Source organism: Natronomonas salinimetallica, from assembly GCF_013839515.1.
Lineage (GTDB): Archaea > Halobacteriota > Halobacteria > Halobacteriales > Haloarculaceae > Natronomonas.
In genome coordinates this window covers 1-21883 of sequence record NZ_JACDNQ010000015.1, presented here as the reverse complement: position 1 = coordinate 21883, position 21883 = coordinate 1, and the positions used below count along the sequence as shown (strand labels likewise).

The following is a 21883-nucleotide window of genomic DNA, read 5'->3' as shown; positions in this document are numbered from 1 at the left end:
TACTCCCGTTGGCTCCGTTGTAGAACACGCTCGAAGCTCCCGCTGGACTGACCGCTAGCCCGTCCACTGCTGACGGCACTCCCCCCGTGCGTACGGCACTCCTCCCGTGCGTACGGCCGACCCCCGTGCGTACGGCCGACCCCCGTGCGTACGGCACTCCTCCCGTGCGTACGGCCGACCCCCGTAGGATCGGCCCCCTTCACTCGGTATGGCCGCCAGTATGAGCCCCGAGCCGGAGATGGTGTAATACGGGTACGATCGGTTTCGGGATTATCAAAAACTACGCAGCGGCCAGGACGGAGCGAGCGTAGCCGATAGCCACCCGCGCCTACGTACTGACGTCCCCACCGGGACGTCACGTTGTTTGCAATGCCGAAACAGTACAGCCGGGACGTCGTACGGTTGTCGTCGGTCAGGTGCGACACCTACCGGTCACACGGGGAGGCGGGCCGTTGAGCGGTACTTATATAGACTCGACGCTGTTCGGCTATTCGTATGGGAGACAACGACGCGGGCCATCGAACGGTGAAAACCGCCGAAACGGTCGTCGAGATCCTCGAGACGGTGAGCGAACTCGAGCGGGCGTCGTTGACCGAACTGGCCGATGCCCTGGATATGCACCGGAGTACACTCCACGCCCACCTCTCGACGCTCGTCGAACAGGAGTGCTTACGAAAAGAGGACACCCAGTACACGCTGGGATTAAAACTGTTCACTCACGGGTCGCGGGCACAGCGGATGAACCCCCTCTACGAGGAATCGAAACAGTTCCTCCAACAGATCGCAGAGCAAACGAAAGAGATCGCATGGATCGTCGTCGAGGAGTACGGACGCGGAGTCTGTCTACGGAAGGCAAAGGGCGAACTGGCCGTCCAGCCGTACAAGCGAATCGGTGCACGGATCTCGCTGCACGACACCGCGGCGGGGAAGGCTATTCTCGCCCAACTCCCCGAGGAGCGAGCGCAAGCGATCATCGGAAGGTACGGTCTCCCCGAACGGACCGAGAACACGATCACGGATCCCGAGACACTGTTTTCGGAGCTCGAATCGGCCCGAAACGAAGGGGTCACGTTCAACGACGAGGAATCGATCACCGGGTTTCGAGCGGTCGCCAGCCCGGTCGCATCACCGGACGGACGGGCCGCTGCGATCGTCGTTTCCGGACCGAAGAACCGCCTACAGGAGGAGCGGTTTTCGGAAACGCTTCCGGAGATCGTCTCCGGGGCCGCGAACGCGCTCGAGCTGGAGCTGTCCTCGGCGGTCAACTGATACTGTCGGCGATACCGATGTCGCGGTAGTCACCCCCCGGTGGCGCGGGGTCATCACGAACGTATCGCCGACAGTACGAACAGTCCCCGCAACGTCCCCGTCGTCTCGTTGTCGGGCCTTCGGGACGTCCCCGGCACGGAGGAGTTCAATGATACCGTAGGCCCCGTGGAGGGGTAGATCTCCAGCCCCTCGGCGCGAGTTCCGCCGTTCCCTCGATGGGGTGTTCTCGGAGCGAGGACGACCCACCGATCCCGCGCTCTGTCGTTTTCGGTCAGGAGACGTTCCGTCCGAAACGGCCGCCATCGAAATAACAAACTTAGTGTTGTTAGAAATAGGTGGCGACCCCCACACTCAGCCGACGCTATCCCCCGTCGATCGGGGCCGGCTCCCAACGCGATCCGACGTAATATATAATATAAAGACAGTATTTATTTTCAATAAGTATGTCCCAATGGGGCAGACTCGCCGCTCGTTATCGGGGGCAAACACCCGACCGACCACCCGGATCACGTCGCGGTCGAGGAAGTCACAGCTATCGTAGAGATCGGAAGACAAGACACACTCGACCGCACGGCGGCAGTGCGATCGATGTGTACATCGTTCCGATGTTCACTATAGCTCCATTCTGAATCGCGTCTGTGGGGACGTTTCGAGAATAGACTCACTCCAGTGGGCTACTCGCGGTCGGGGGATACCGCGATAGACCTCTCGTCAGCATCGTCGGTTAGACGATCAACACGCGACCGAATAAACATATCTAAAAAATAAGATCCGATAAATAATCAATATAGATACTACTTTGGGACGGTAACTATAGTAGAGACCGGAAGACAAGACACACTCGATCGCACGGCGGCAGTGCGATCGATGTGTACGTAGTTGCGATGTTTACTATCCGGCGTGCTTCGGGAAGGGTCGCTGGGGAGAGAGTCGCCGGGGAGAAGACCACAGAGGAAAGGATCCCCTGGTCCACTCGCTTCGTGTTTCCGACCAGTCGGAAGCGCTCGCTCTCTCCTCACGGACCGCAGGTCCGTTCGGACGGTCAGAGGGATCTCCGATCCCTCACGACGCGAGGCCGGAAGGAAGCCGACACTCCACGAAATAAATGACGAGACAGTAGCCGCCCGACTCTCAAATCACAGAGTGCGTCGCCGTCGGTCCCTCGGAGTCCGTCGCCGATGGCCGATTCCGATACCTCCGTCGCCGCCGGCGTGTGGGCGTGACCCTACCCGCTATGTGACACCGAGATCACGAGTCCCCTGTAGTCGATATAGTAGCCGGGCGGGTTCCCCGCATGATACTGTTCGACACCGGCCGTTAGCTCCTCGAACGCCTCGGCGTTGCTCGGCGACAGCGAGGCGTACGTGACTTCGAGCGTGTTGGCGACCGTCTCGAGCAGGTCGACGAGCGGGTCGATCCCGGCGACTGCGTCGTCGTCGGCCGACAGGACCGGCTCGCGGTCAGGGATCCCGACGGGTGCCGCGCGAAGGTGGTACGACTCGTCGGCGGTATCGCCTTCGGCCGCATCGCTCCGGGTGTCGGTCGGTCCGTTCTCGCCGTTCTGATCGGCCTCTCGGCCTGGGTTACCCGGGCCGATGCAGCCGGCGGCGGCGGCGGCGATCCCGGTGAGAACCGTTCGTCTGGCGGCCATCTGGTGTTTTCAGTCCTTGGCAACCGACGGTCTTGACTGTTCCGGACGGCGACGGCCACACCCGCGATCCCCCCTCGATCCCACGCCGCGGTGGGCTGATGGCCGACAGTGTCAGCCGACCCCGCCCGCGAGTTTACTCGCATCCGGATGCCGTCGCAAGAGGGCCATCGAGACGGTGCCCAACAGGGGGCCGAAAAAGAGCGGCAGGAAGGCCCACCGCCATCCGACGATCCCGGCGAACTCGGGGATCAACTGTATCGATCCGATCGTGAGCAAAAACCCGATGGCCGTCTGGAGTGTGAGCGCGGAGCCGACGTAGCTTGGATCGGCCAACTCCGAGACCGCCGCCGAGAACTGCGCCGAGTCAGCGACGATGACGAATCCCCAAACCAGGACAAAGAGCGTGACGAGCCACACCCGCGCGCCGAAGAAGACGCCGGCCAGCACGGTTGCGGAGCCGCTGATGATCATGCTCGTGGCGGTGACGGTCGTCCGGCCCCAGCGATCAGCCGCCGAGCCGGCGAGCCATGCACCGACGCCCCCGATCGCGATCGTCCCGAAAGTCAAAAGCGAGGCTAGTTCCTCCGGGTTACTCACACCGCGGTGGGCGAAACTGGCCGCCAGATAGACCGGGATCCACGTCCAGACGGCGTATAGTTCCCACATGTGCCCAAAGTAGCCGCCGTTGGCGAGGGCGACACTCCGGTCGCGCAGGATACGCCCGATCGCTCGCGGGTCGAACGGCGACGGCTCGGGCTGATAGGGTCCCTCTCTGTACAACAAAGCGAGACCGGCCCCGACGAGCGAGAGGGCCATCGCGCCGTACAGCACGAGTCGGGGGTTTCCGACCCCGCCGGCGACGCGCAGGAGATGTGGCGTGGCCGACCCGACCGTCAACGCGCCGACGAGGACGCCGATCGCCAGGCCGCGTCCTCGCTTGAACCATCCGGCCATCATTTTCATTCCGGTCGGATACACGCCAGCCAGCGAGACGCCCGTGATGAACCGGAGGACGATGGCCGGCAGGGCACTGTGTACGAACGTCGCGATAACGCCCGTGGCGGCCGCGCCCAGAAGCGCCGATCCGGCGAAGACGTACCGGGGCGGGAAGGTATCCGAGATGGTGAGACTGGCCGACAGCACCGCGCCGACGACGAACCCAAGCTGGACGGCATTGGTCAGCCACGCCTGTTCGGATTCGGAAAGCCCCCACATCTGGGTCAGTTCCGGCGAGACGGCCGAGGCGCTGAACCAGAGCGTCATCACGAACAGTTCGGCGAACCCTACCAATGCGAGGATGCGCCAGCGGCCGGGGGCGTACCCGTCAGTCATTATCGGCCGTTCGTTGGGGACTGTTATAAACACCACATCGGCGTTGGTGAGGAACTGCACGCGCGCCGATGGGCGATCGAACATCTCCGGTAGGGACGGGTTGCGCCCGGTCGTCGGGCGACGTTCGAGTGCTCGTCGGAGGTGAGATCACGCGCTGCGATAGCGACCGTCTACACGACATCCACGAGCGGCTTTTCGACGTCTAATCGATCGATGTCGGCGGCCGTGATTGCCGGTATCGGCTTTTCCGTACCGGAGGCGCCTTCGGAACGCAAACGGCCGTTGTATTGCCCCCACAGCTCGATGATCTCCCCTTCTGGAAACGCCTCACCCACCCATCCGACGAACACTTCGTCATCCCAGGAGATCCCGTGCCGAGTGACACATACGCGGAGTTGGAACTCCGACCCTTTATTCCCCCTCGCCCGTACGATCTTCCCCTGCGGAACGTGAATCGCGTCCCCCACGTACTGTCGCCCGTTTCGTATCAGCGCCTCGTAGGGGATTTCCTCCGCGTTTCGTCTGACGTTTTCGGAGTCCAAACCGCTCTGTACGCCCCGTGATTCGTCGTTTCCGGAACAGCCGGCTCCCCCCGCGAGCGTAACGGCGGAAACCCCGGCAAGGAACGTCCGTCGGTTCATGTGAATACAGCAAGAAACCGAACGTAATCAATCATCGTACTCTCGCTCCGTTCCCGACCGGGGGCGGGCGATGGTTCTCGTCTCCCGTCAGCGGCCGGGGCACATTCGCTTCGGCTGAACGAGTCGACTCCGTGGTGGCCGATCGGGATACGGCTCGTCCTCCGACACCTCTTGATATATAAGAGATCGGAAGACGATACACACTCGATCGCACGGCGGCAGTGCGATCGATGTTCGCTATAGGACTCCCCGATCCGATGGATGGTTTTTTCGTCCCCGAGATAATTGACGTGGACAGATGGTTCACCGACGGGACCGGCTACCCGTTCTCGAACCGGAGGGGGTGGCTCTGTGAACCACGTGGTATGGGCGTTGCTGGCGATGGCTTGTTATTCGTTCGCATTTCTGTTTATGAAGATCGCGCTGCGGAGCCTACCTACGTTTACCGTCATGCCGATTGCGGTCGGCACCCTGGCCGTGGGAGCGACGGCCGTGGCGGCTCTATTCGGCGAGTGGTCGGTCCCATCGGCGGCGAGTCGGCCCGTTGGGTTCGCACTCGCAGCAGGGACCTGTCTCGCCGGTGCCGTCGTCGGGTATTTCCGCGCGCTCTCGACCGGCCCCGTCAGCGTCGTCGTTCCGATCTTCGGGATGTTTCTCGTCGGCGGAGCACTCCTCGGCATCGTCGTATTGGGGGAGGGAGTCACGGCGAGGAAGGCCCTCGGTATCGCGTTCGGCGCGGTTGCGGTTGTTCTCATTGCCACGTGATGGCCCGGATGAGGTCTGTCACGGTACCATTCCGCGATGAGTCATACTGCCGGACGTACGTCCGCGAACATCCGACTCGGTACGTGTCCGAACCGCCGATCGAACGCGCGTGTCGGCTGCCCCGCGATTCAAGTCGGTACGTCCGGCAGTGTCAGGTACTGCCGGACACAATTCCGTACCGCGTGTCCCGAAAACGATCGTTCGCCTTCGTGTGGAATCGAGGAGAGAGCGTCGTTCCTCAGCGTGAGGGGACCGTCAACACTGGACAAGCGGCGGACCGAACGACTGTTTCCGTGACGCTGCCGAGCAGATATCCGGCGATCCCCGTTCGCCCGTGAGTACCCATTACGATGAGGTCGGCCCCGTGGTCCTCACCGTAGGCTTGAATCGCCCCACTGACGGACGTCCCTACGTTGATCGCTTCCTCGATCGACTCGATCGCGTCCTCGTTGATACCGTCCGTTGCCTCCGCAACTATCGCTTCGGCCTCGTTTTCGAGTGTTGCCTGACGTTCGGGAGTGGCGGCTATACCGAGACCAGCCACGTCCACAACGGAGAGTACGTGGAGTGTCGCCCCTGTCGCTCGTGTGATATCTACCGCCAGCTCCAACGCCAGCTCCGCACAGTCACTGCCGTCAGTCGGGACGACGACGTCCTGATATGGATAGCGAACGACTCGGTCGTCCGGACGGAGCGTGAGCACCGGGACGGCTGCTCGTCGAATAACTCGCTCGGTCGTGCTCCCGAGAAGCGGCCGGTTGCCACCGACCGGCATGGCGATGAGATCGATATCGTACTCACCGGCATACGCCACAATGGTCTCCGGAACACCACCCTGGACGACGTCCGTCACGACCGAGACGCGTCGGTTTGTGGCGCGGGCCGCGAGTTCGTCGACGATGTCCTCACCCTCACGCTCGAGCACGTCGATCACCTCACCCTGGATCCGCGTGACACTATCGTGCGTCGTATCAGCAACGTTCAATACGTGAACCGAGGCGTCGTGCTGCTCCGCGATGTCCAGTACGTGCTCGAACACCGTGTTTGCTCCCTCTCTCCCGTCCGTCGCGAAGAGAATACGGTCGAACATGCTCACCCTACCGGGTCCACGTTCCTAATACTGCCGGCCATACGTATTTTCGGGGGCGGGTGTCCGGTTTGCCCTTTGAATAGGTCGCGTACGTCGGCGATAGGCTTCGATCAGGGTGTCATAGAAGAGTTGGCACGATATTTATTTCGTGATTTTACAGCCGAATCAGCCGATAGAATGCCCTTGCTTATTGTTCGCGTTGCTTCTCTTCCACTTCCCGTGCTTGTTCCTCTATCTTGGTTCGTTCTCGGTCGATCTCGTGGTCAGAACCTCCGTGTGAGTACCGTACCGACAAGTCAAGTGGTGATGGAACGAAGCCGTCGCTCTCTTCGTCCTCTTGTTCGACATTTCGTCTGAATATTGAGGAGAATACCTCCCAAAGCGACCAGACAGACGACGTCCACCGCTCTCGAATCGCCGCCGATGGCAACTCTAATCCAGCCTGGGGGGATAGCATCGATATGGATGTCGCCCGCAACGCCCTCCTCGCGATAGTCGTCGGTGTCGTTTTCATCGGCCTCGCCGCCGGTGTGACAGCGTATCAGGAGCCCCGTGAGTGTAGCACAAGTGTCAACCCCGCCGCCGAGGACGGGTCCCTTGATTACAGCATCGTACTCCAGTACTCAGAGCTGTCCTCGCAGGGAAAGGCGGTGTTCGATCGCGCCCGGACGGAGGACGGCAGCATCACAGTTACTGGAGATGCTTGCCCTGCGGACTTCGACTACACCGCCGGTCAAAACCGCTACGTGGTCGAGAAAGGTGGCGAGCAATACGCCGTGGGGACCTACAAGAACGACCTCGTCCCGCAGGTCGGGGTCGCCGTCGCCAGCCTCATCCTGCTCGCACTGACCGTCACCGGCGTCGGCATCGCTGGTCGTACCCGTTCCGATACCCGTTTGCCGCTCATCGCCGCCGGTACTGGAGTGGTGGTCGGCGGGGTGACGACAGCCAGCGTCACGGCCGGGTCTCTGGTGTGGCACGCTGCCGGTCTCTCGTTGGTTGCCGCCGCCGGGCTGCTCGTAGGCGCTGGCCTCACCTACCGTGCGCGGTACGCGCTCGGGGTCGCCGTCGCGGCGGTCCTCACGGGGCCCGTCGCCGCGGTAGTCGGTGTCAAAACAATCGCCGCTTTTGTGATCGGTGTGACCTCAGTGGCGGCACCGGTGTTGGTCGGTATCGGGGTTGCCATTCAGTATTTCCGGTGACCGGAGGGGGCAGAGCATCAGTTGAAACCAGGAGTTTTGAGCGATCGGTGTTGGGTATGGGAAGTCTTCTATGACACCCTCTTCGATTTCAAAACCGTAGCGTGTTTCGAAGCGGAGTCACGAAACGGGAACGGGAGAATACGTGTCGTCTATCCGGCTATCAGCGGAGGCCGGCCGACCGATCACACCCGTGTCGATCCGTCCCGAACGTCCTCGCTGAGTTCCTCGTAGCGGTCCTCGAACCGTCCCCGACAGGAATCACAACAGAACTCGTAGCGCTCGCCGTCGATAGTCGCACTGACGCCCTCGGCGGTGACGCGGTTGCCGCACTCGACGCACTCCAGTCCCAACGTCGCGTCGCCGAGTGCCGGATGCCAGTCGGACCCGGTGAGCGGCGAGACGGTGATACCCTCGACGACGTCCGTCTCGAAGGCCGGAGCCAGTGCCGATTCGACGTCGCCCCCGGCAAACGTCCCGACGACGAACAGCCGGCTGTCGGCGGTCACGAATACGTACTCGATGCCCGTTACGTCGGTCAGCGCCTCCCGGACGGTCGCCGTCTCGCCGGGTGTCACCCCGAGCGTCACCGCGATCCGGTCCCCGTTGTGGAGACGCGACCGGTCGACGTTGATCGTGAAGCGCTCGATCACGCCCAACTCGCGGAGTCGGTCGATCCGATCGCTCACTGCCGGCGGCGAGAGCCCGACGACGTCGGCGAGTTCGGTGTATGCGGCCCGGCCGTCCTCGAGCAACAACCGGAGGAGTTCCCGGTCGGTCTCATCGAGTTCGCGCATGAGAGGCGGTTACGCCGCCATAATAAAAGGGCTGACGTGTGTTCCGCCCCGGAACGGTCGGGTCATCGCCGCCCGGCGGATGCGGTCGGATCCATCACCCGACCGCCGACGCCTCGTCTTCTTTCCGTGTCATCCCCGTCTGTTTCCCCCTCCGACGTCGTTAGGTGCGAGCGGCCGATAGACGGCGTGTGGACGACCACACACGCGACGAGACGGTCGAACCGCCCGCCGCTGGTGAGCCGACCGGCTGGGACCCGAATCGTGCGGTGTGGGAACATGCGACTCTTCGGCGGGCGGTGGTTCACGGTATCCGTCTCTACAACGGCGGGGCGTATCACGAATCCCACGATTGTTTCGAGGCCGAGTGGTACAACTACGGGAGCGGGACCACCGAAAGCGCCTTCGCTCACGGGATGGTACAGGTCGCGGCGGGCGCGTACAAACACGTCGACTTCGGGAACGACGACGGTATGCGTTCGCTGTTTGGGACGGCGTTGCAGTATCTCTACGGCATCCCGCGGGATTTCTACGGCGTCGACTTGCTGGACGTGCGAACCCGGCTTACGAACGCCCGAAACGATCCCACGGTTCTCGACGACTGGACGATCAGGATGGACGGATCGCGGCCGACGGTCCGAGAGGTCGACCGCCAGTACGCCGCCCGGCTGGAGTAACCACAACGACCTTGCCGCCCGCCCCGGAGATGTCGATCGTGTCACCCTCGCTCACCGATCCCGTTCCGCTACCGACTGTCGCTCCGGGCGCGTGGCGGCTCGCCCGTGTCCCGCTTTTCGCCGCCGTACCGCTCGCGGTTTTGAGTCCGCCGCTCGCTGCCGTCTGTCTTTTCGCCACCGCAGTGACGCTTTGGTTTCACCGCGACCCGAGGCGGTCGCCACCGCCGTCGGGCGTCGTCGCCCCCGCCGACGGCCGGGTGTCCGTCGTCCGCCGGGAGGGCGAGCGCGTTCGCGTCGCGGTATTCATGAACGTCACCGACGTCCACGTCAACCGCGCACCCGCGGACGGTACTGTCGGGGCGGTCGAACACACCCCCGGTCGCCACCTCCCCGCCTTCAGCAAGGAGTCCGAGCGGAACGAGCGCGTCCGTATCGACGCCGGGGATCACGAGGTGACGCTCATCGCCGGCGCGGTCGCCCGACGGATTCACCCCTACGTCGAGGGCGGCGAGACGCTCGCACGTGGCGATCGGATCGGTCACATCTCGTTCGGCTCCCGTGCCGACGTGCTCCTTTCGCCCGCCTATGACCGCGAAGACGTCCGGGTAAGAGAGGGCCAACGCGTCCGGGCCGGCGAGACGGTGATCGCAGCACGGAACAGTACCTGACGGCCGCTCGCGGAGCGTTTGAACCGCCCTCCTTTTGTCGATGCCTCCCGAACGCAGACGCGATGACCGAGACCGAGCGAAGCGACATCGCGCCCGATACCCTTCACGTCTCCCTCGATCCCGACGGCGTCGAGGTGGAGTACCTCGACGGTCGATCCGTCTTCTATCACGGCATTCCTCGAAAAAAAGAAGCAAGCGTCGTCTGCCCTCCGGGCCGTGACGCCCACGTCCTCGTTACGTCGCCAGACGAGACCGAGGGCGTCATGGTGTACGTCAACGATCGGACCACCGACGACGGGATCCTCGAGTCGACCGGCGTCGGTCGGGTCGTCTTGGGGCGTGGCGAGGAGGCGTCGCTGTTTCCGGGCGTCGACGTCGAAAACCGAGGCTATCGGATCGCGGTGTCCGCCGATCCCGACGTCGCCCGCGGCCGGGTGTTCGTCTTCGCGGAGGACGAGACGGGGGAGGCCTCCTACGAACTCGTCGCCGAAGCCGACGACGGCGCGAGCGGGGCGGACAACGCGGGCGAACACGAACGTGCCACGGACGAAAACGATACCTGATGCCGCTCGAGAAGGGCTGGAAACCGCTGGAACGGGCGACGATCGATTCGGTACCGGACCGCTACGGGATCTACGAACTGGGCGTCGCCGACGGGTCCGTCGTCGCAGTCGAACACGGCCCGCTGCGGAGCGAACTCAAGGAGGCGCTCGCCTACGGCGACGGAGAGCAGGTCCGCTGGAAGACCACCCAGAACCGCACCGAGGCCGAACGGCTGGTCGAGGAGCATCGCGACCGCCTGGCTTCGCGATAACGCCCCGTGTGTCGGGAGGGTGGGGATACATTAGTGCTCGGGACGCAGCCTCCCGCTGACGGAGTCGACCCATGAGCGAGACACCAGTTCAAACCGCATACCCCCGAGATCACGTCGCACGAGTGACGCTCGACCGACCGGAGACGATGAACGCCTACGACGAGACGCTGCTCCGAACGCTCGTCGAACGCCTCGAAGCGCTCGATTCGGACGACGAGATCCGAGCGATCGTCCTGACCGGTGCCGGTGATCGGGCGTTCTGTAGCGGCATCGATCTTGAGGACATGCCCGTGACCCCGGAGATGGGGTTCGCCGAGTACGAGGCCGGCCTGGGGCTGTTTCAGGACGTCGTCCGGACGCTTCGGACCATCGAGACGCCGGTCATCGGCGCTATCGACGGATACGCCTTGGGTGCCGGGTGTGATACGGCCCTGGCGTGTGACGTCCGCATCGTAAGCGAGACCGCCGCGATCGGCGAGACGTTCATCGACGTCGGGTTCGTCCCCGGTGACGGCGGCGCGTACCTCCTTTCCAGACTCATCGGGGAGGCACGCGCAAAGGAGCTGATATTCACCGGCCGACACCTCGAAGGCGAGGAGATCGTCGAATGGGACCTCGCCCGCGAGTGCGTTCCGAGCGAGGAACTACTCGAGACCGCCGAATCCGTCGCCGCCGAACTCACCACGCAGCCACCGGTCGCACTCGGATTGAGCAAGACGCTGATCAACGAGAGCGCCGACGTCGACCTCGAGACCGCCTTCGAGCACGCGACACGGGCCCAGCGTATCTGTGCGCAGACGGACGACCACGAAGAGGCCGTGGCGGCGTTCAACTCGGACCGCGACCCCGAGTTCACCGGGGAGTAACGGCGGTCACTGTATATAATTCGGCTCCTCGGCGTCGCAGTTCTCCTCGTGTTGGACCGCGTCCTCCCGGCTGTCGAAGAGCAGGCCACACTTTTCGCACTCATACCACGTCGTCCCGTCCCGCTCTGTGGTCGCGACCATACGCGACAGTGGGGTATGCCGCGGTATAACCGTTACCCAAAAAACAGGGGGTAGCCACCCGCAGGCGGAACGATAAAACAGCGCCGGGCCCGAGTAGGGGTATGTCCCGGCAGGTCACGTTAACGGTGAAAGGTGCGGAAAAACGGGACGCGGGCCGCGGTGTGGCCCGGCTGCCGGAGTCCGCACGGCGCGCGCTCAGCGTGTTGAGCGGCGATACGGTCGTCATCGAGGGCGAACGCCCGACGGTGGCGAAAGTCTGGCCCGCGGGTGGGGGCGACGGGGTCGTCCGCATCGACGCCGAGACCCGCGCTAACGCGCGCGTCAACGTCGGCGACCCCGTCACCGTCGCCCCGGTATCGGTTGCGGAGGCCGATCGAGTCGTCGTCGAGATCCCAACTGACGCCGACGACGAACTGCTGGAGGCGATCGCGAACGACCTCCGGGACCGGCCGCTACAGGCCGGCGAAACGATCCGCTTAGAACGGCCGGGCGTTCGTGCGACGGTCATCCGAACGGAGCCCGACGGGACGGTCCGCGTCACCGGCAACACGACCGTTCGGGTGCGCGAGCGGCCCGCCGCCGACACCGACGACGGCGGGGCAAAACGACAGCATTCGGCCGAATCGGAACGCACCGCGCCGGAGCCGACCACCGACGCCACCTACGAGGACATCGGCGGCCTCGACGAGGAACTCGAACAGGTCCGGGAGATGATCGAACTCCCCCTCTCGGAGCCGGACCTGTTTCGGAGACTCGGCATCGACCCGCCCTCCGGCGTCCTTCTGTACGGGCCGCCCGGAACCGGCAAGACGCTCATCGCGAAGGCGGTCGCCAACGAGGTCGACGCCCACTTCGAGGTGATCGACGGCCCCGAGATCGTCTCGAAGTACAAAGGCGAGAGCGAAGAACGGCTCCGCGAAACGTTCGACCGGGCGATCGAGAACCAGCCGGCGGTCGTCTTCGTCGACGAAATCGACTCGATCGCGGGCACCAGAGACGAGGACGCCGACATGGAAAACCGGGTCGTCGCACAGCTTCTGACGCTCATGGACGGTCTCGAGGAGCGCGGGCAAGTCATCGTCGTCGGCGCGACGAACCGCGTCGACGCGATCGATCCCGCCCTCCGGCGCGGCGGGCGCTTCGATCGGGAGATCGAGATCGGTGCCCCCGACGAGTCCGGCCGTCGGGAGATCCTCGACGTCCACACCCGCGGGATGCCGCTCTCCGAGGACGTCGATCTCGACGAACTCGCCGCCAGAACTCACGGTTTCGTCGGCGCGGACGTCCATTCGCTGGCGACGGAGGCCGCCATGCGCGCGCTGCGCGATCGGGAGAACCGCGAGGACCTCACGGTCACGAGGACGGATCTGGAGGCGGCGCTCACCGCCGTCGATCCCTCGACGATGCGCGAGTACGTCGCCGAGACGCCACACGTCACCTTCGAGGACGTCGGCGGCCTCGAGGAACCAAAGCGGGTGCTCACCGAGGCCGTCGAGTGGCCGCTCGCCTATGGCGCACTCTTCGAGGCGACGAACACCGATCCGCCCTCCGGGATCCTCCTGTACGGGCCACCGGGGACCGGAAAGACCCTCCTCGCACGGGCGCTCGCTGGCGAAAGCGAGGTGAACTTCGTCTCCGTCGCCGGGCCGGAACTGCTCGACAAGTACGTCGGCGAGTCGGAGAAGGCCGTCCGGGAGGTGTTCGACCGCGCCCGGCAGGCCGCCCCCTCGATCGTCTTCTTCGACGAGATCGACGCGCTGGCGGGCGTCCGCGGGGACGCAAGCGAATCCACCGAACGCGTCGTCTCACAGCTGCTCGCCGAACTCGACGGGCTGGCCGCAAACCCCAACGTCGTCGTCCTCGCGGCGACGAACCGAATCGAGGCGCTCGACCCCGCGCTGCTCCGCCCCGGACGGCTCGAATCCCACGTCGAGATCCCGGCCCCCGACCGGGCGGCCAGACGCGAAATCTTGGCGGTCCACGCCGCCGGCAAGCCCCTCGGCGAGGACGTCGACCTCGACGCCGTCGCCGACCGGACCGAGGGCCTCTCCGGTGCGGAACTCGAGTCGATCGTCCGGGAGGCGTCGATGCGGGCGATCCGGGAGGTGGCCGACGAGATCGGTCCCGAGGCGGCGACCGAGCGTGCCGACGAGGTCGAGATCGGGGCGGCGCACGTCGAGGCGGCGCTGGCGGAGTTCGATGGGGAAGAAATATAAACGGGATTCACGAGTGGACGAGACGGGCGATCACGAATGAGTGTTCGGCATTTTATATGCGGTCAGCCTTTTCGTTAGTAGTTACTGTTCTTGTAACCGCTGCAACCTTTCCCATTAATTTTTGAACCGTTACCACAATTGATATCTTCGGCGCTGTCGACGAATACGTCGCCCTCCACGGTCGCGTTGTCGCCGAGGTCGACGTTCCCGTCGGAATCGATATCCCCGTTGACTTCTGCGTCTTTCTCGATTGTCACGTCACCTCCTGCATCAATAGCCTGAGCCGTCGTACTCCCTTTGAGCGTGACCAGACCACCGGCGTTGATATCGCCTGCTTCAGCGTTCTTTTTTAATTTGACCTGACCACCGGCGTTGATATCGTCTGCTTCGGCGTTCTCTTTTAATTCAACGTTACCGCCCGAGTCGATACCCTCGACTTCTGCGTCTTTCTCGATTGTCACGTCACCTCCTGCATCAATAGCCTGTGCCGTTGTACTCTCTTTGAGCGTGACCAGACCACCGGCGTTGATATCGCCTGCTTCAGCGTTCTCTTTTAATTTGACCAGACCATCGGCGTTGATATCGCCTGCTTTGGCGTTCTCTTTTAATTCAACGTTACCGCCCGAGTCGATACCCTCGACTTCTGCGTCTTTCTCGATTGTCACGTCACCTCCTGCATCAATAGCCTGAGCCGTCGTACTCCCTTTGAGCGTGACCAGACCATCAGCATAAATATCTCCATCAACATCCACATCCTGTTTTATTTCAACATCACCTCCCACGTCAATACAACCCTCAACATCATTTTTAGCGGTGTAATCTCCGGACTGCTCAATCGCACAGTCACTACTGCTCTCACCTCCGCCGACACCCTGCCTCGCAGCCCCCGCTTTGTCTTCCGGCGCTGAGTCGATCCCGACGGTGTTGACACTGACCTCGTCCACGTTTGCCTCCAATCGAAGCTCGTAGACGTCGTCACCGGTGTAATCGTTGTCCTCCGGTGGGACGACGAAGGGATCGCCTCGCAGACCCGCCGGAATCTCCGCCTCCCAGTATTCGGGGCCGTTGAGCCGGGTCGGAATCCCGACCGTGACGTCTCCGTCGTACTCGCTGAGATCGTCCGCGTCCTCGACGTCGACCGGGTACAACTCGACCGAGGCACGGCCGATCCCCGACTCCTGATAGTCGTTCTGGAGGGCGGTGATCCGGAGTTTGCCGTCCTCGACGAGGTTTTGCTCCTCGAGGATCACCACGTTCCCGTCGCCGTCGTCGTCCCGTTCGTCCAGGTAGACGACGGAGTTTTCGTACCAGATCGAGCCAGCTTCGAACTCGTTGTATCCGTTTCGGTACTCCAGAAAGCGCGTCGACGAGACGATATCGTCCTCAACGGTGATATAGTATGCATCGCTCGTCCGCAGACTTCCCGCCGCCGCCGGCGGGTTCAACGCGAGGATGCGCTCGCGGTACGTCGTCCCCAACTTCACGCTCTCGAACTGCGAGACGTCGGACTGTCCAGCGGTCGAGATCGCATTTCGGATCACGGTCATGTCGTCTTGGACGTCCTGGAAGTGCTGGAACTCGGTCTCGGCGTTCTGCTGTGGGACCGCGGTCGCTTGATACCCGGCGAACGCGGTGACGAACAGCCCGAACAGGAGGATGAACCCGATGAGCGGGGCGACCGCCCGGTCGTCGGCGAATAACGACGTATCGATAGCGAAATCCGGCATCTCAGCGGGCACCGCTGTAACGTGGCTGCGGTATCACCGGAACGGCACCGGGGTCGTGGTCGTAGGAACCGGCCTCGTACCCGTGGGATCCAGATTGATCCCGAGAGCGCTGAATCCCACCGTCCATACCGGTCGAACACGTCATATACAGTTAATCTTACCGCTCGTATTCGTCGATGTATGCCGATATAGCAGTATCTGCTACTGTCACGTCCCACCCGACAAGCAAGGATGACCGACGGACGGACTCTCGTCGAGACGCTGGACTCCAACTCCGAGTGATACCATCAGTCGTCGTCGTCATTATCGTCATTATCGTCGTCGTCATCGCCGTTGTCGTCATCGTCGCCATCGCTGTCATCCTGACCATTGCCTCCGTTACCCACCCCAACGTCCCGCCTAGCGGAGTTTTCGCCGTCGGGATCCGAACCGATTCCGACCGTATTGAATGTGATATCGTCGGTGGCGATGTCCGTAAAGTTCAGCTTGTGGACACCCTCTTCGTATCCGTTCTCGTTGACCTCGTATTCGTCGTCTCCCAGTCCCACCTCGCCTAACGCCTCGTCCCAGTATTCGGAGCCGTTGAGCCGGGTTGGAACGGAGACGGTGCCCTCGAACTCGCCGAGGTCGGTGGCGTTCTCGGCTGGGTGTAACTCGATCCTGGTTTGCTCCGTCCCGGACTGTTGATACTCGTTCTGGAGCGCAGTTATTCGGAGTTTTCCGTCGTCGGTTGAGCGACTCCGCGACCTGTGATTGGTTGCGGATTTTCGTTTGGTGAGTACGGTGGAGCTTCAGCATCGTGAACGCCTGTATAATAACTGTCCATGCTTGTATCCTGCTGATTCTGAAAGATACTCTACGGCGGATGACACAAATTGGTCCAGTTGCTGAATACAGAGAGTATATACAGTAAATCCAAAGATGATACTCAGATGGTAAACATGTTAGTCGGTTAGTTTATGTAATGGACCATTATTGTTCCGGTAACAAGATTGTTTCATGAGTTATCTCTACCTCGCACATCTGTTGGTGTTTGCGGTTTCGGCTCTGCTCTGCTTTGGCAGTATTTTCCGAGCGCGGTCGATCACGCATGACGAGACGCGCGAAGGATTTGTTGCGATATTGCTCACTTGCGGCTTCTGGGCCATCGGATACTTGGGGTACTTTCTGCTACCGACACCCGAGGTTAAGATCGCATCTTACATTTTCGGATTGATCGCCGCCCTCGCGTGTGTCGGGGCATGGTTGTATTTTAGTGCGGCCTATACCGGACGATCACCTCGCCAAGCACCGTATCGCCGCCTCATGGTCGGTGGCTTCCTTGGCATCGCTTTAGTGAAAGCCACGAACCCCATACATCAGCTGTATTTCACGACCGAATGGGTCACCGAACCCTTTCCTCATCTTGCTCTTCACCAGGGGGTCCTCCACTGGGTGATCCTTGCCATTTCGTACGTCGTCATTGGTATCTCCTTCTTCATGTTGTTGGAACGATTCTACCACGCCGGAACGAGCGCACGTCCGCTGGTTGCACTCGTTGGGATCACCGCCTTACCGATCATCTTCAATATCTATGGGGCACTGGGATCGTCCCTGCTCCCGATCTGGTACGAACCCTTGGGGGTCTCGATTTTCGCCGTTGGAACGCTGTTTGTGTATTTCGAGCGGTTTGAAGCCATACAATTCACTGGTAGTACTGAGACGCCTACAATCTTCCTCGATCAAGATTGGACGATTCGAGATGCTAACTCGGCGGCTACAACCAAAATCCCCGAACTTGACGGGGCAATCGGACGGTCCTTAGATACTATCCTACCAATGGCCGCGGAGGCGGCCGCTGAGGAAAATCAGAATCCGATACACATCGATCACGAAGGTTCGCCCCGGTATTATCATGTTTCCACGATACCGATTTCTACCGGTGAAGCCGTCACGGGTCGCGTGATCACGCTAACTGACGTGAGTGAACGGGAACAGTACCGCCGACGGTTGGAGCGTCAAAATGAGCGCTTGGAGCAGTTTGCCAGCATCGTCTCGCACGATCTCCGCAACCCGCTGAGTGTCGCTGAGGGATATCTGGAGTTGGCCCGGAAGACCGGTGAGAGAGAGCATTTAGACAAAGTGGCGAAGGCCCACGATCGCATGCTTGATCTCATCGAGGACTTGCTGGAGTTAGCGAGGTCCGGGATGGATATCGGAGAGACTGAAAAGGTAGAAATTGCCAATTTAGTCCACGATTGTTGGCAGCTGATCGCTTCAGAGGAGGCTACCTTAACCGTTCAGGAAGACCTGGTCACGAGCATAGAGGCCGACCGGGATCGCCTCAGAGAATTATTTGAAAATCTCTTTCGGAATGCTATTGAGCACGGCGGTTCCGACGTTGTTATCAAAGTCGGCATATTACCCAACCAGGGTGGGTTCTATGTGGAAGATACTGGTCCAGGTATTTCGGAAGAGAATCACGAAAAAGTATTAGAGCCAGGATATTCCACGGCGGAAGATGGAACTGGGTTTGGTTTGGCTATTGTCAAGGAAATCGTTGAAGCCCACGGTTGGGAAATTATCGTCACCGATGGATCCGATGGCGGTGCACGGTTTGAGATTACTGACGTGGAATTCATTGACTCTAGTGAATCGCCAGACAGTGTTTGATTTTACTGTTTTACAGCTCGCTTGATGTTGTAGACTATACACATCAGAACGATCTCACGAAATTCGCGGCGCCCCGCTCGAGTACGCAGTACGTGCCCGAGCGTGCGCTTAATCGTCGAGAAGACGGTCTCAGACAGTGCTCTTTGACCGTACGGAGACCCATCGATTGCGCGCACAACGCGCGCATCGATGGGGTCGGAACTCGCGGTGCTTGATCAGCGGTCTAACGCCTTCTTCGCGCAATTTCTCGCGTAATTGCATCCAATCATAGCCTTTGTCGGCGGCGAGGCTGGCGATCTCGCCTGCGTTGCGGCGGGCGAGTTGCCAGCCGAGCTGCGTGTCGTGACGCTTCTCGGTTGTACAGTGAACGTCGAGCACAGCTTGTGTCTTTGTATCGACGAGCGCGGTCGTTTTTAGCGTTTGAACGCGGTAGTTCGTCCGGCGGCAGTAGTGCTTGCTGGCGGTTTCGCGGTCGAAGAACGTCGCGTCCATCGCAGCGTGATCGGCGGTGTCATGCAGCCGCGTCCCAAAATCACTCCGTGATTTTGTGGGCTGCACAAAAGCTCGGGGGCGGCGGCTTCGCCTCGGCCACCAACAGCAGTTTTCGCTAACGACACCGCTTTGCTCGTGAAGCGGGAGATCTTCGACATATAGTAGAGATCGGAAGACAATACACACTCGATCGCACGGCGGCAGTGCGATCGATGTGCACATAGTTGCGATGTCTACTATAGATCCTCACCGATTTCCCGCTCCACTTGCTTTGATTTGATGACCTATCCTGCCGCCTTACAGTGATTCATCAGAGCCCAAGATACAATAATTACTTATTTGATAACGCATACAGGAGTATTTTGTATGCTACGTGGGGATATCTTGGTTGGAATACTGCTTGTCCTGTGGGCGATCACAGCGCCCGTACCTGTCGGTGATGCCACCGCCCTCACGGTTCACCCAGGGCCTTCTCTCGGCCCTACCGATGAGGTGCAGCACACGACGGAGACACCAGCCCGATCCAGGGGGAGTGAAACCGTTTTCCGAGAGGTTGAGACGGACAACAGTTCGTTTGTTATTGAAGTTAATCTGTCACTCTTCACGACACTGTTCGAGCCGGGATCTGCCCTCAGGATCGTCACGGGCGGAACAGCGTACGGAGAGCGCGTCGTATGGTTTGATATCGGTATCGCTCGCAGTCAGGATGGTTTTGAAACCCGAGCCGATATGACGGTGAATCTACCGTATCTGTAGATCGTCAAATCGTATATTGAGACACCCCATCCGGTTCAGCAAGATGCAACGGAGAATCAAGTGGTACACTCGCGCTCTGTATTCAGCAGCCCCATTCTATCAGATTTGTCGACATCGTTGCACAATATCGATGTCGACACGAAGTCAACTCCGATTCATCCAACGGAGCGAGACTACAGACGAACAGTCCAACCCGACCGCATCGCACAAATCTACCGACACTCGGATGGCTATCTCGATAGCGTCCTCCGTGACCTTGACCGGCTGAAGCGGTTGCTCGATGAGACGAGAGCAGAGCGCGGGTCTGCGTACGCAGCTGTCCAGTACCTGTCCCTCGATACGCTGTCGACGATGACCCCTACGTGGACGAAGGACGTGACCGGAGTATCCACCCCGACCAACCCTCCGATCTCCTCGACCCGGCTAACATGGATCACATCGACCAGCCGCTGTTCCAATTAGGACACGGCGTCGAGAATCCGACAGTCGGCCCCACGGCGGCGGGGGGTACCTCTACGTCGTCGAGCTCACGACACGGGACCCGTCAGAGGAGCCAACTGGCAGTTCCGCGGCCCGCTGAAGCCCGCGCCCGGAGAGCTGATCAGCCGACCGCTGATCCGGCGTGAACACCGAGTCCGCTCGGAGAGTGCCGCGGATGGCGAAATCACGCGCCCTCGACGAGTCGCTCCAACTGTTCCGGCGGAACCGCACCCCGAGCGCCGTGCCCGTCGTAGACGAACGTCGGAACGCCCGTCACACCGTTTTGCCGTGCTTCAGCAAATTGGTCCCGGAGGCGGCCGCGAAGCTGCTCGTCCGCGACCGCAGTTCGAATCTCGTCACCGGCCAGTCCGGATTCATCCGCGATATCGACTAAGACATCGACGTCGCCGATGTCCCGTCCATCGATCCATAGCGCCTCGAAGATCGCTTCGTCGAAGGCGAGCCACTGCTCGGGATACTCTTCGTTCACGTAGAACGAGGCGACTTGCGCCTCGAACGAATCCACGCGCTCTGGAAGGTCGCCGAGGTCGAGCATCTCGTTGGCGTCGTACTCCCCTTTCAATCGGGCGACGTTCTGTCGTACTTGATCGAAGTACGCTTCGTCTTTCCCATCGTCGACAGAATGATCGATCTCGCCGTCGGGGCCGCGTTTCTGACTCCGAAGATCGAACGGCTGCCAGTCGATCTCGAGGTCACGGTCGCGTGTTTCCTGATACGACTCCAATGACCGGTGACCAAGGTAGCAAAACGGACACACGTAATCCGAATACATCGTGATATGACCGCTGTTTTCGACCATTGTGCGTTAGTACGGCTGGCCACCGGATAAGAATCCTGGTGAGCATTGACCTCCTCCCACGACTGAAGTCGTGGGGGCTCTCCTGTATTCTCTGTAGGTTACCGCGTGCAGACACTCAAATCAACTACGCTCATCGATACGGACAGGCGTGCCATTCTGGACGTTCACTGTATCGTTGGCTCGTCGGCGGGGGTCGGGCTGGTGCGGTGACTGATCCGGCGCTGGAGGAACTCCGGATGGCGTACGCTCGTGGTGATCTCTCGGAAGAAGAGTTCGAGGAACGGCGGGAACGCCTCCGGCAAGAGGAGTGAGCAACGCGTTTCTGCTGGCCCATCTACGATAGTCTGAGTTGGCACGACGAAACGGTTTTGCGGCTTCTCCCCGCAGTAGCGGTATGTCGACGACCATTACGACTCCTGCTGCGGACGAAGCCTGTGTGTACTGTGGCTCCCGAATCTTCGACCACGATCCGATATGCGTCCGTGACTGTACCGACGGCTGCGGTTCACCCACCTACTTTTGCAACTACGCGTGTCTCTCTGCGTACATCGACGAGAACGACCTGACGGTAGGCGATGCCTGTGAGTGGTCGCCCGAGTAACGGGCCAGGGAAGCGGTTTTAACGGCTGTGTTGAATCGCCATACTGCGGTGGAATTCACGGTTTCACAGCTCGCTTGATGTTATAGACGACACACATCAACGCGATTTCTCGGAACTCACGGAACCACGAACGCGCTCGCACGGCGTAATGGTCAAGATAATTTTTGCAAATAGGGACCCAGGAATTTGTCGATCCAAGATTTAGCAAATCCAAGTCTCTTCGTGAACTTCT

At 61.1% G+C, this 21883-nt stretch carries 20 protein-coding genes and 4 pseudogenes; 14 read left to right on the top strand and 10 right to left on the bottom strand.

Annotated elements, in window-relative coordinates; genetic code table 11:
- Positions 1 to 495 precede the first annotated feature (495 nt).
- Positions 496 to 1269, top strand: a complete 774-nt coding sequence (locus tag HZR14_RS11635; RefSeq protein WP_181693042.1) for an IclR family transcriptional regulator — start codon at positions 496 to 498, stop codon at positions 1267 to 1269.
- Between the two features lie 1225 nt (positions 1270 to 2494).
- Here HZR14_RS11635 and HZR14_RS11630 read toward each other — a convergent pair.
- Both HZR14_RS11630 and HZR14_RS11625 read right to left on the bottom strand, forming a co-directional pair.
- Positions 2495 to 2920, bottom strand: a complete 426-nt coding sequence (locus tag HZR14_RS11630; protein ID WP_181693041.1) for a hypothetical protein — start codon at positions 2918 to 2920, stop codon at positions 2495 to 2497.
- A gap of 111 nt (positions 2921 to 3031) precedes the next feature.
- Positions 3032 to 4252 (bottom strand): MFS transporter, encoded by a 1221-nt coding sequence (locus tag HZR14_RS11625; protein WP_181693040.1) that lies wholly within the window; start codon positions 4250 to 4252, stop codon positions 3032 to 3034.
- A gap of 992 nt (positions 4253 to 5244) precedes the next feature.
- Here HZR14_RS11625 and HZR14_RS11620 point away from each other — a divergent pair.
- Positions 5245 to 5658 carry an EamA family transporter gene (locus HZR14_RS11620; protein ID WP_181693039.1) on the top strand — a complete coding sequence of 138 codons (414 nt, stop codon included), beginning with the start codon at positions 5245 to 5247 and terminating at the stop codon, positions 5656 to 5658.
- 238 nt (positions 5659 to 5896) lie between these two features.
- Here HZR14_RS11620 and HZR14_RS11615 read toward each other — a convergent pair whose 3' ends face one another.
- Positions 5897 to 6748, bottom strand: coding sequence for a universal stress protein (locus HZR14_RS11615; RefSeq protein ID WP_181693038.1), 852 nt, complete (start codon positions 6746 to 6748; stop codon positions 5897 to 5899).
- Between the two features lie 461 nt (positions 6749 to 7209).
- On the opposite strand from HZR14_RS11615, the gene HZR14_RS11610 reads away from it, so the two are divergent.
- Complete coding sequence (locus HZR14_RS11610; RefSeq protein WP_181693037.1) at positions 7210 to 7950, top strand: DUF7979 domain-containing protein; 741 nt, start codon at positions 7210 to 7212, stop codon at positions 7948 to 7950.
- A 182-nt stretch (positions 7951 to 8132) separates the two neighbouring features.
- On the opposite strand, the gene HZR14_RS11605 is transcribed toward HZR14_RS11610, so the two are convergent.
- Positions 8133 to 8744, bottom strand: coding sequence for an AsnC family transcriptional regulator (locus HZR14_RS11605; RefSeq protein WP_181693036.1), 612 nt, complete (start codon positions 8742 to 8744; stop codon positions 8133 to 8135).
- A 188-nt stretch (positions 8745 to 8932) separates the two neighbouring features.
- On the opposite strand from HZR14_RS11605, the gene HZR14_RS11600 reads away from it, so the two are divergent.
- From HZR14_RS11600 to HZR14_RS11580, 5 genes are all read left to right on the top strand, one after another.
- Positions 8933 to 9418, top strand: a complete 486-nt coding sequence (locus HZR14_RS11600) for a DUF309 domain-containing protein (RefSeq protein WP_181693035.1) — start codon at positions 8933 to 8935, stop codon at positions 9416 to 9418.
- A gap of 38 nt (positions 9419 to 9456) precedes the next feature.
- Positions 9457 to 10086 (top strand): protein sorting system archaetidylserine decarboxylase, encoded by a 630-nt coding sequence (locus tag HZR14_RS11595; protein WP_370464982.1) that lies wholly within the window; start codon positions 9457 to 9459, stop codon positions 10084 to 10086.
- A 62-nt stretch (positions 10087 to 10148) separates the two neighbouring features.
- Positions 10149 to 10649, top strand: coding sequence for a DUF5796 family protein (locus tag HZR14_RS11590; protein ID WP_181693033.1), 501 nt, complete (start codon positions 10149 to 10151; stop codon positions 10647 to 10649).
- A complete protein-coding gene (locus tag HZR14_RS11585; protein WP_181693032.1) occupies positions 10649 to 10900 on the top strand; it encodes a DUF7508 domain-containing protein in 252 nt (83 codons plus the stop codon). Before HZR14_RS11590 ends, HZR14_RS11585 begins: the two co-directional genes overlap by 1 nt.
- Positions 10901 to 10971: 71 nt before the next feature.
- Positions 10972 to 11766 carry an enoyl-CoA hydratase/isomerase family protein gene (locus HZR14_RS11580; protein WP_181693031.1) on the top strand — a complete coding sequence of 265 codons (795 nt, stop codon included), beginning with the start codon at positions 10972 to 10974 and terminating at the stop codon, positions 11764 to 11766.
- Positions 11767 to 11772: 6 nt separating this feature from the next.
- On the opposite strand, the gene HZR14_RS14460 is transcribed toward HZR14_RS11580, so the two are convergent.
- Entirely contained in the window at positions 11773 to 11907 is a 135-nt protein-coding gene (locus tag HZR14_RS14460; RefSeq protein ID WP_255479250.1) for a DUF7128 family protein, read from the bottom strand.
- Positions 11908 to 12008: 101 nt separating this feature from the next.
- Here HZR14_RS14460 and HZR14_RS11575 point away from each other — a divergent pair, with 101 nt between their 5' ends.
- Positions 12009 to 14123, top strand: coding sequence for an AAA family ATPase (locus HZR14_RS11575; protein ID WP_181693030.1), 2115 nt, complete (start codon positions 12009 to 12011; stop codon positions 14121 to 14123).
- Positions 14124 to 14197: 74 nt separating this feature from the next.
- On the opposite strand, the gene HZR14_RS11570 is transcribed toward HZR14_RS11575, so the two are convergent.
- Both HZR14_RS11570 and HZR14_RS11565 read right to left on the bottom strand, forming a co-directional pair.
- Entirely contained in the window at positions 14198 to 15850 is a 1653-nt protein-coding gene (locus tag HZR14_RS11570; protein WP_181693029.1) for a polymer-forming cytoskeletal protein, read from the bottom strand.
- A gap of 287 nt (positions 15851 to 16137) precedes the next feature.
- Positions 16138 to 16398, bottom strand: coding sequence for a hypothetical protein (locus tag HZR14_RS11565; RefSeq protein WP_181693028.1), 261 nt, complete (start codon positions 16396 to 16398; stop codon positions 16138 to 16140).
- Between the two features lie 451 nt (positions 16399 to 16849).
- On the opposite strand from HZR14_RS11565, the gene HZR14_RS11560 reads away from it, so the two are divergent.
- Positions 16850 to 18502 carry a sensor histidine kinase gene (locus HZR14_RS11560; protein WP_181693027.1) on the top strand — a complete coding sequence of 551 codons (1653 nt, stop codon included), beginning with the start codon at positions 16850 to 16852 and terminating at the stop codon, positions 18500 to 18502.
- A 2-nt stretch (positions 18503 to 18504) separates the two neighbouring features.
- Here HZR14_RS11560 and HZR14_RS11555 read toward each other — a convergent pair.
- Positions 18505 to 19152, bottom strand: a pseudogene (locus HZR14_RS11555) (IS5 family transposase).
- A 208-nt stretch (positions 19153 to 19360) separates the two neighbouring features.
- Here HZR14_RS11555 and HZR14_RS11550 point away from each other — a divergent pair.
- Both HZR14_RS11550 and HZR14_RS14645 read left to right on the top strand, forming a co-directional pair.
- Complete coding sequence (locus HZR14_RS11550) at positions 19361 to 19750, top strand: hypothetical protein (RefSeq protein ID WP_181693026.1); 390 nt, start codon at positions 19361 to 19363, stop codon at positions 19748 to 19750.
- Between the two features lie 130 nt (positions 19751 to 19880).
- A pseudogene (locus tag HZR14_RS14645) lies at positions 19881 to 20309 on the top strand (hypothetical protein); the annotation flags it as partial.
- 105 nt (positions 20310 to 20414) lie between these two features.
- Here HZR14_RS14645 and HZR14_RS11545 read toward each other — a convergent pair.
- Positions 20415 to 21050, bottom strand: a complete 636-nt coding sequence (locus HZR14_RS11545; RefSeq protein ID WP_181693025.1) for a DsbA family oxidoreductase — start codon at positions 21048 to 21050, stop codon at positions 20415 to 20417.
- 206 nt (positions 21051 to 21256) lie between these two features.
- Between HZR14_RS11545 and HZR14_RS14640 the strand changes: the two are divergent.
- Both HZR14_RS14640 and HZR14_RS11535 read left to right on the top strand, forming a co-directional pair.
- A pseudogene (locus HZR14_RS14640) lies at positions 21257 to 21361 on the top strand (SHOCT domain-containing protein); the annotation flags it as partial.
- 83 nt (positions 21362 to 21444) lie between these two features.
- A complete protein-coding gene (locus HZR14_RS11535; protein WP_181693024.1) occupies positions 21445 to 21651 on the top strand; it encodes a hypothetical protein in 207 nt (68 codons plus the stop codon).
- Between the two features lie 55 nt (positions 21652 to 21706).
- Here the strand turns inward: HZR14_RS11535 and HZR14_RS11530 are convergent.
- Positions 21707 to 21799, bottom strand: a pseudogene (locus HZR14_RS11530) (IS5/IS1182 family transposase); the annotation flags it as partial.
- Between the last annotated feature and the right edge of the window lie 84 nt (positions 21800 to 21883).

What these genes read in the sequence shown, in the direction of transcription:
- HZR14_RS11635 (WP_181693042.1), top strand. Translation starts at nt 496, where the DNA reads ATGGGAGACAACGACGCGGGCCATCGAACGGTGAAAACCGCCGAAACG.
- HZR14_RS11630 (WP_181693041.1), bottom strand. Translation starts at nt 2,920, where the DNA reads ATGGCCGCCAGACGAACGGTTCTCACCGGGATCGCCGCCGCCGCCGCC.
- HZR14_RS11625 (WP_181693040.1), bottom strand. Translation starts at nt 4,252, where the DNA reads ATGACTGACGGGTACGCCCCCGGCCGCTGGCGCATCCTCGCATTGGTA.
- HZR14_RS11615 (WP_181693038.1), bottom strand. Translation starts at nt 6,748, where the DNA reads ATGTTCGACCGTATTCTCTTCGCGACGGACGGGAGAGAGGGAGCAAAC.
- HZR14_RS11610 (WP_181693037.1), top strand. Translation starts at nt 7,210, where the DNA reads ATGGATGTCGCCCGCAACGCCCTCCTCGCGATAGTCGTCGGTGTCGTT.
- HZR14_RS11605 (WP_181693036.1), bottom strand. Translation starts at nt 8,744, where the DNA reads ATGCGCGAACTCGATGAGACCGACCGGGAACTCCTCCGGTTGTTGCTC.
- HZR14_RS11590 (WP_181693033.1), top strand. Translation starts at nt 10,149, where the DNA reads ATGACCGAGACCGAGCGAAGCGACATCGCGCCCGATACCCTTCACGTC.
- HZR14_RS11585 (WP_181693032.1), top strand. Translation starts at nt 10,649, where the DNA reads ATGCCGCTCGAGAAGGGCTGGAAACCGCTGGAACGGGCGACGATCGAT.
- HZR14_RS11580 (WP_181693031.1), top strand. Translation starts at nt 10,972, where the DNA reads ATGAGCGAGACACCAGTTCAAACCGCATACCCCCGAGATCACGTCGCA.
- HZR14_RS14460 (WP_255479250.1), bottom strand. Translation starts at nt 11,907, where the DNA reads ATGGTCGCGACCACAGAGCGGGACGGGACGACGTGGTATGAGTGCGAA.
- HZR14_RS11575 (WP_181693030.1), top strand. Translation starts at nt 12,009, where the DNA reads ATGTCCCGGCAGGTCACGTTAACGGTGAAAGGTGCGGAAAAACGGGAC.
- HZR14_RS11570 (WP_181693029.1), bottom strand. Translation starts at nt 15,850, where the DNA reads ATGCCGGATTTCGCTATCGATACGTCGTTATTCGCCGACGACCGGGCG.
- HZR14_RS11560 (WP_181693027.1), top strand. Translation starts at nt 16,850, where the DNA reads ATGAGTTATCTCTACCTCGCACATCTGTTGGTGTTTGCGGTTTCGGCT.
- HZR14_RS11550 (WP_181693026.1), top strand. Translation starts at nt 19,361, where the DNA reads ATGCTACGTGGGGATATCTTGGTTGGAATACTGCTTGTCCTGTGGGCG.
- HZR14_RS11545 (WP_181693025.1), bottom strand. Translation starts at nt 21,050, where the DNA reads ATGGTCGAAAACAGCGGTCATATCACGATGTATTCGGATTACGTGTGT.
- HZR14_RS11535 (WP_181693024.1), top strand. Translation starts at nt 21,445, where the DNA reads ATGTCGACGACCATTACGACTCCTGCTGCGGACGAAGCCTGTGTGTAC.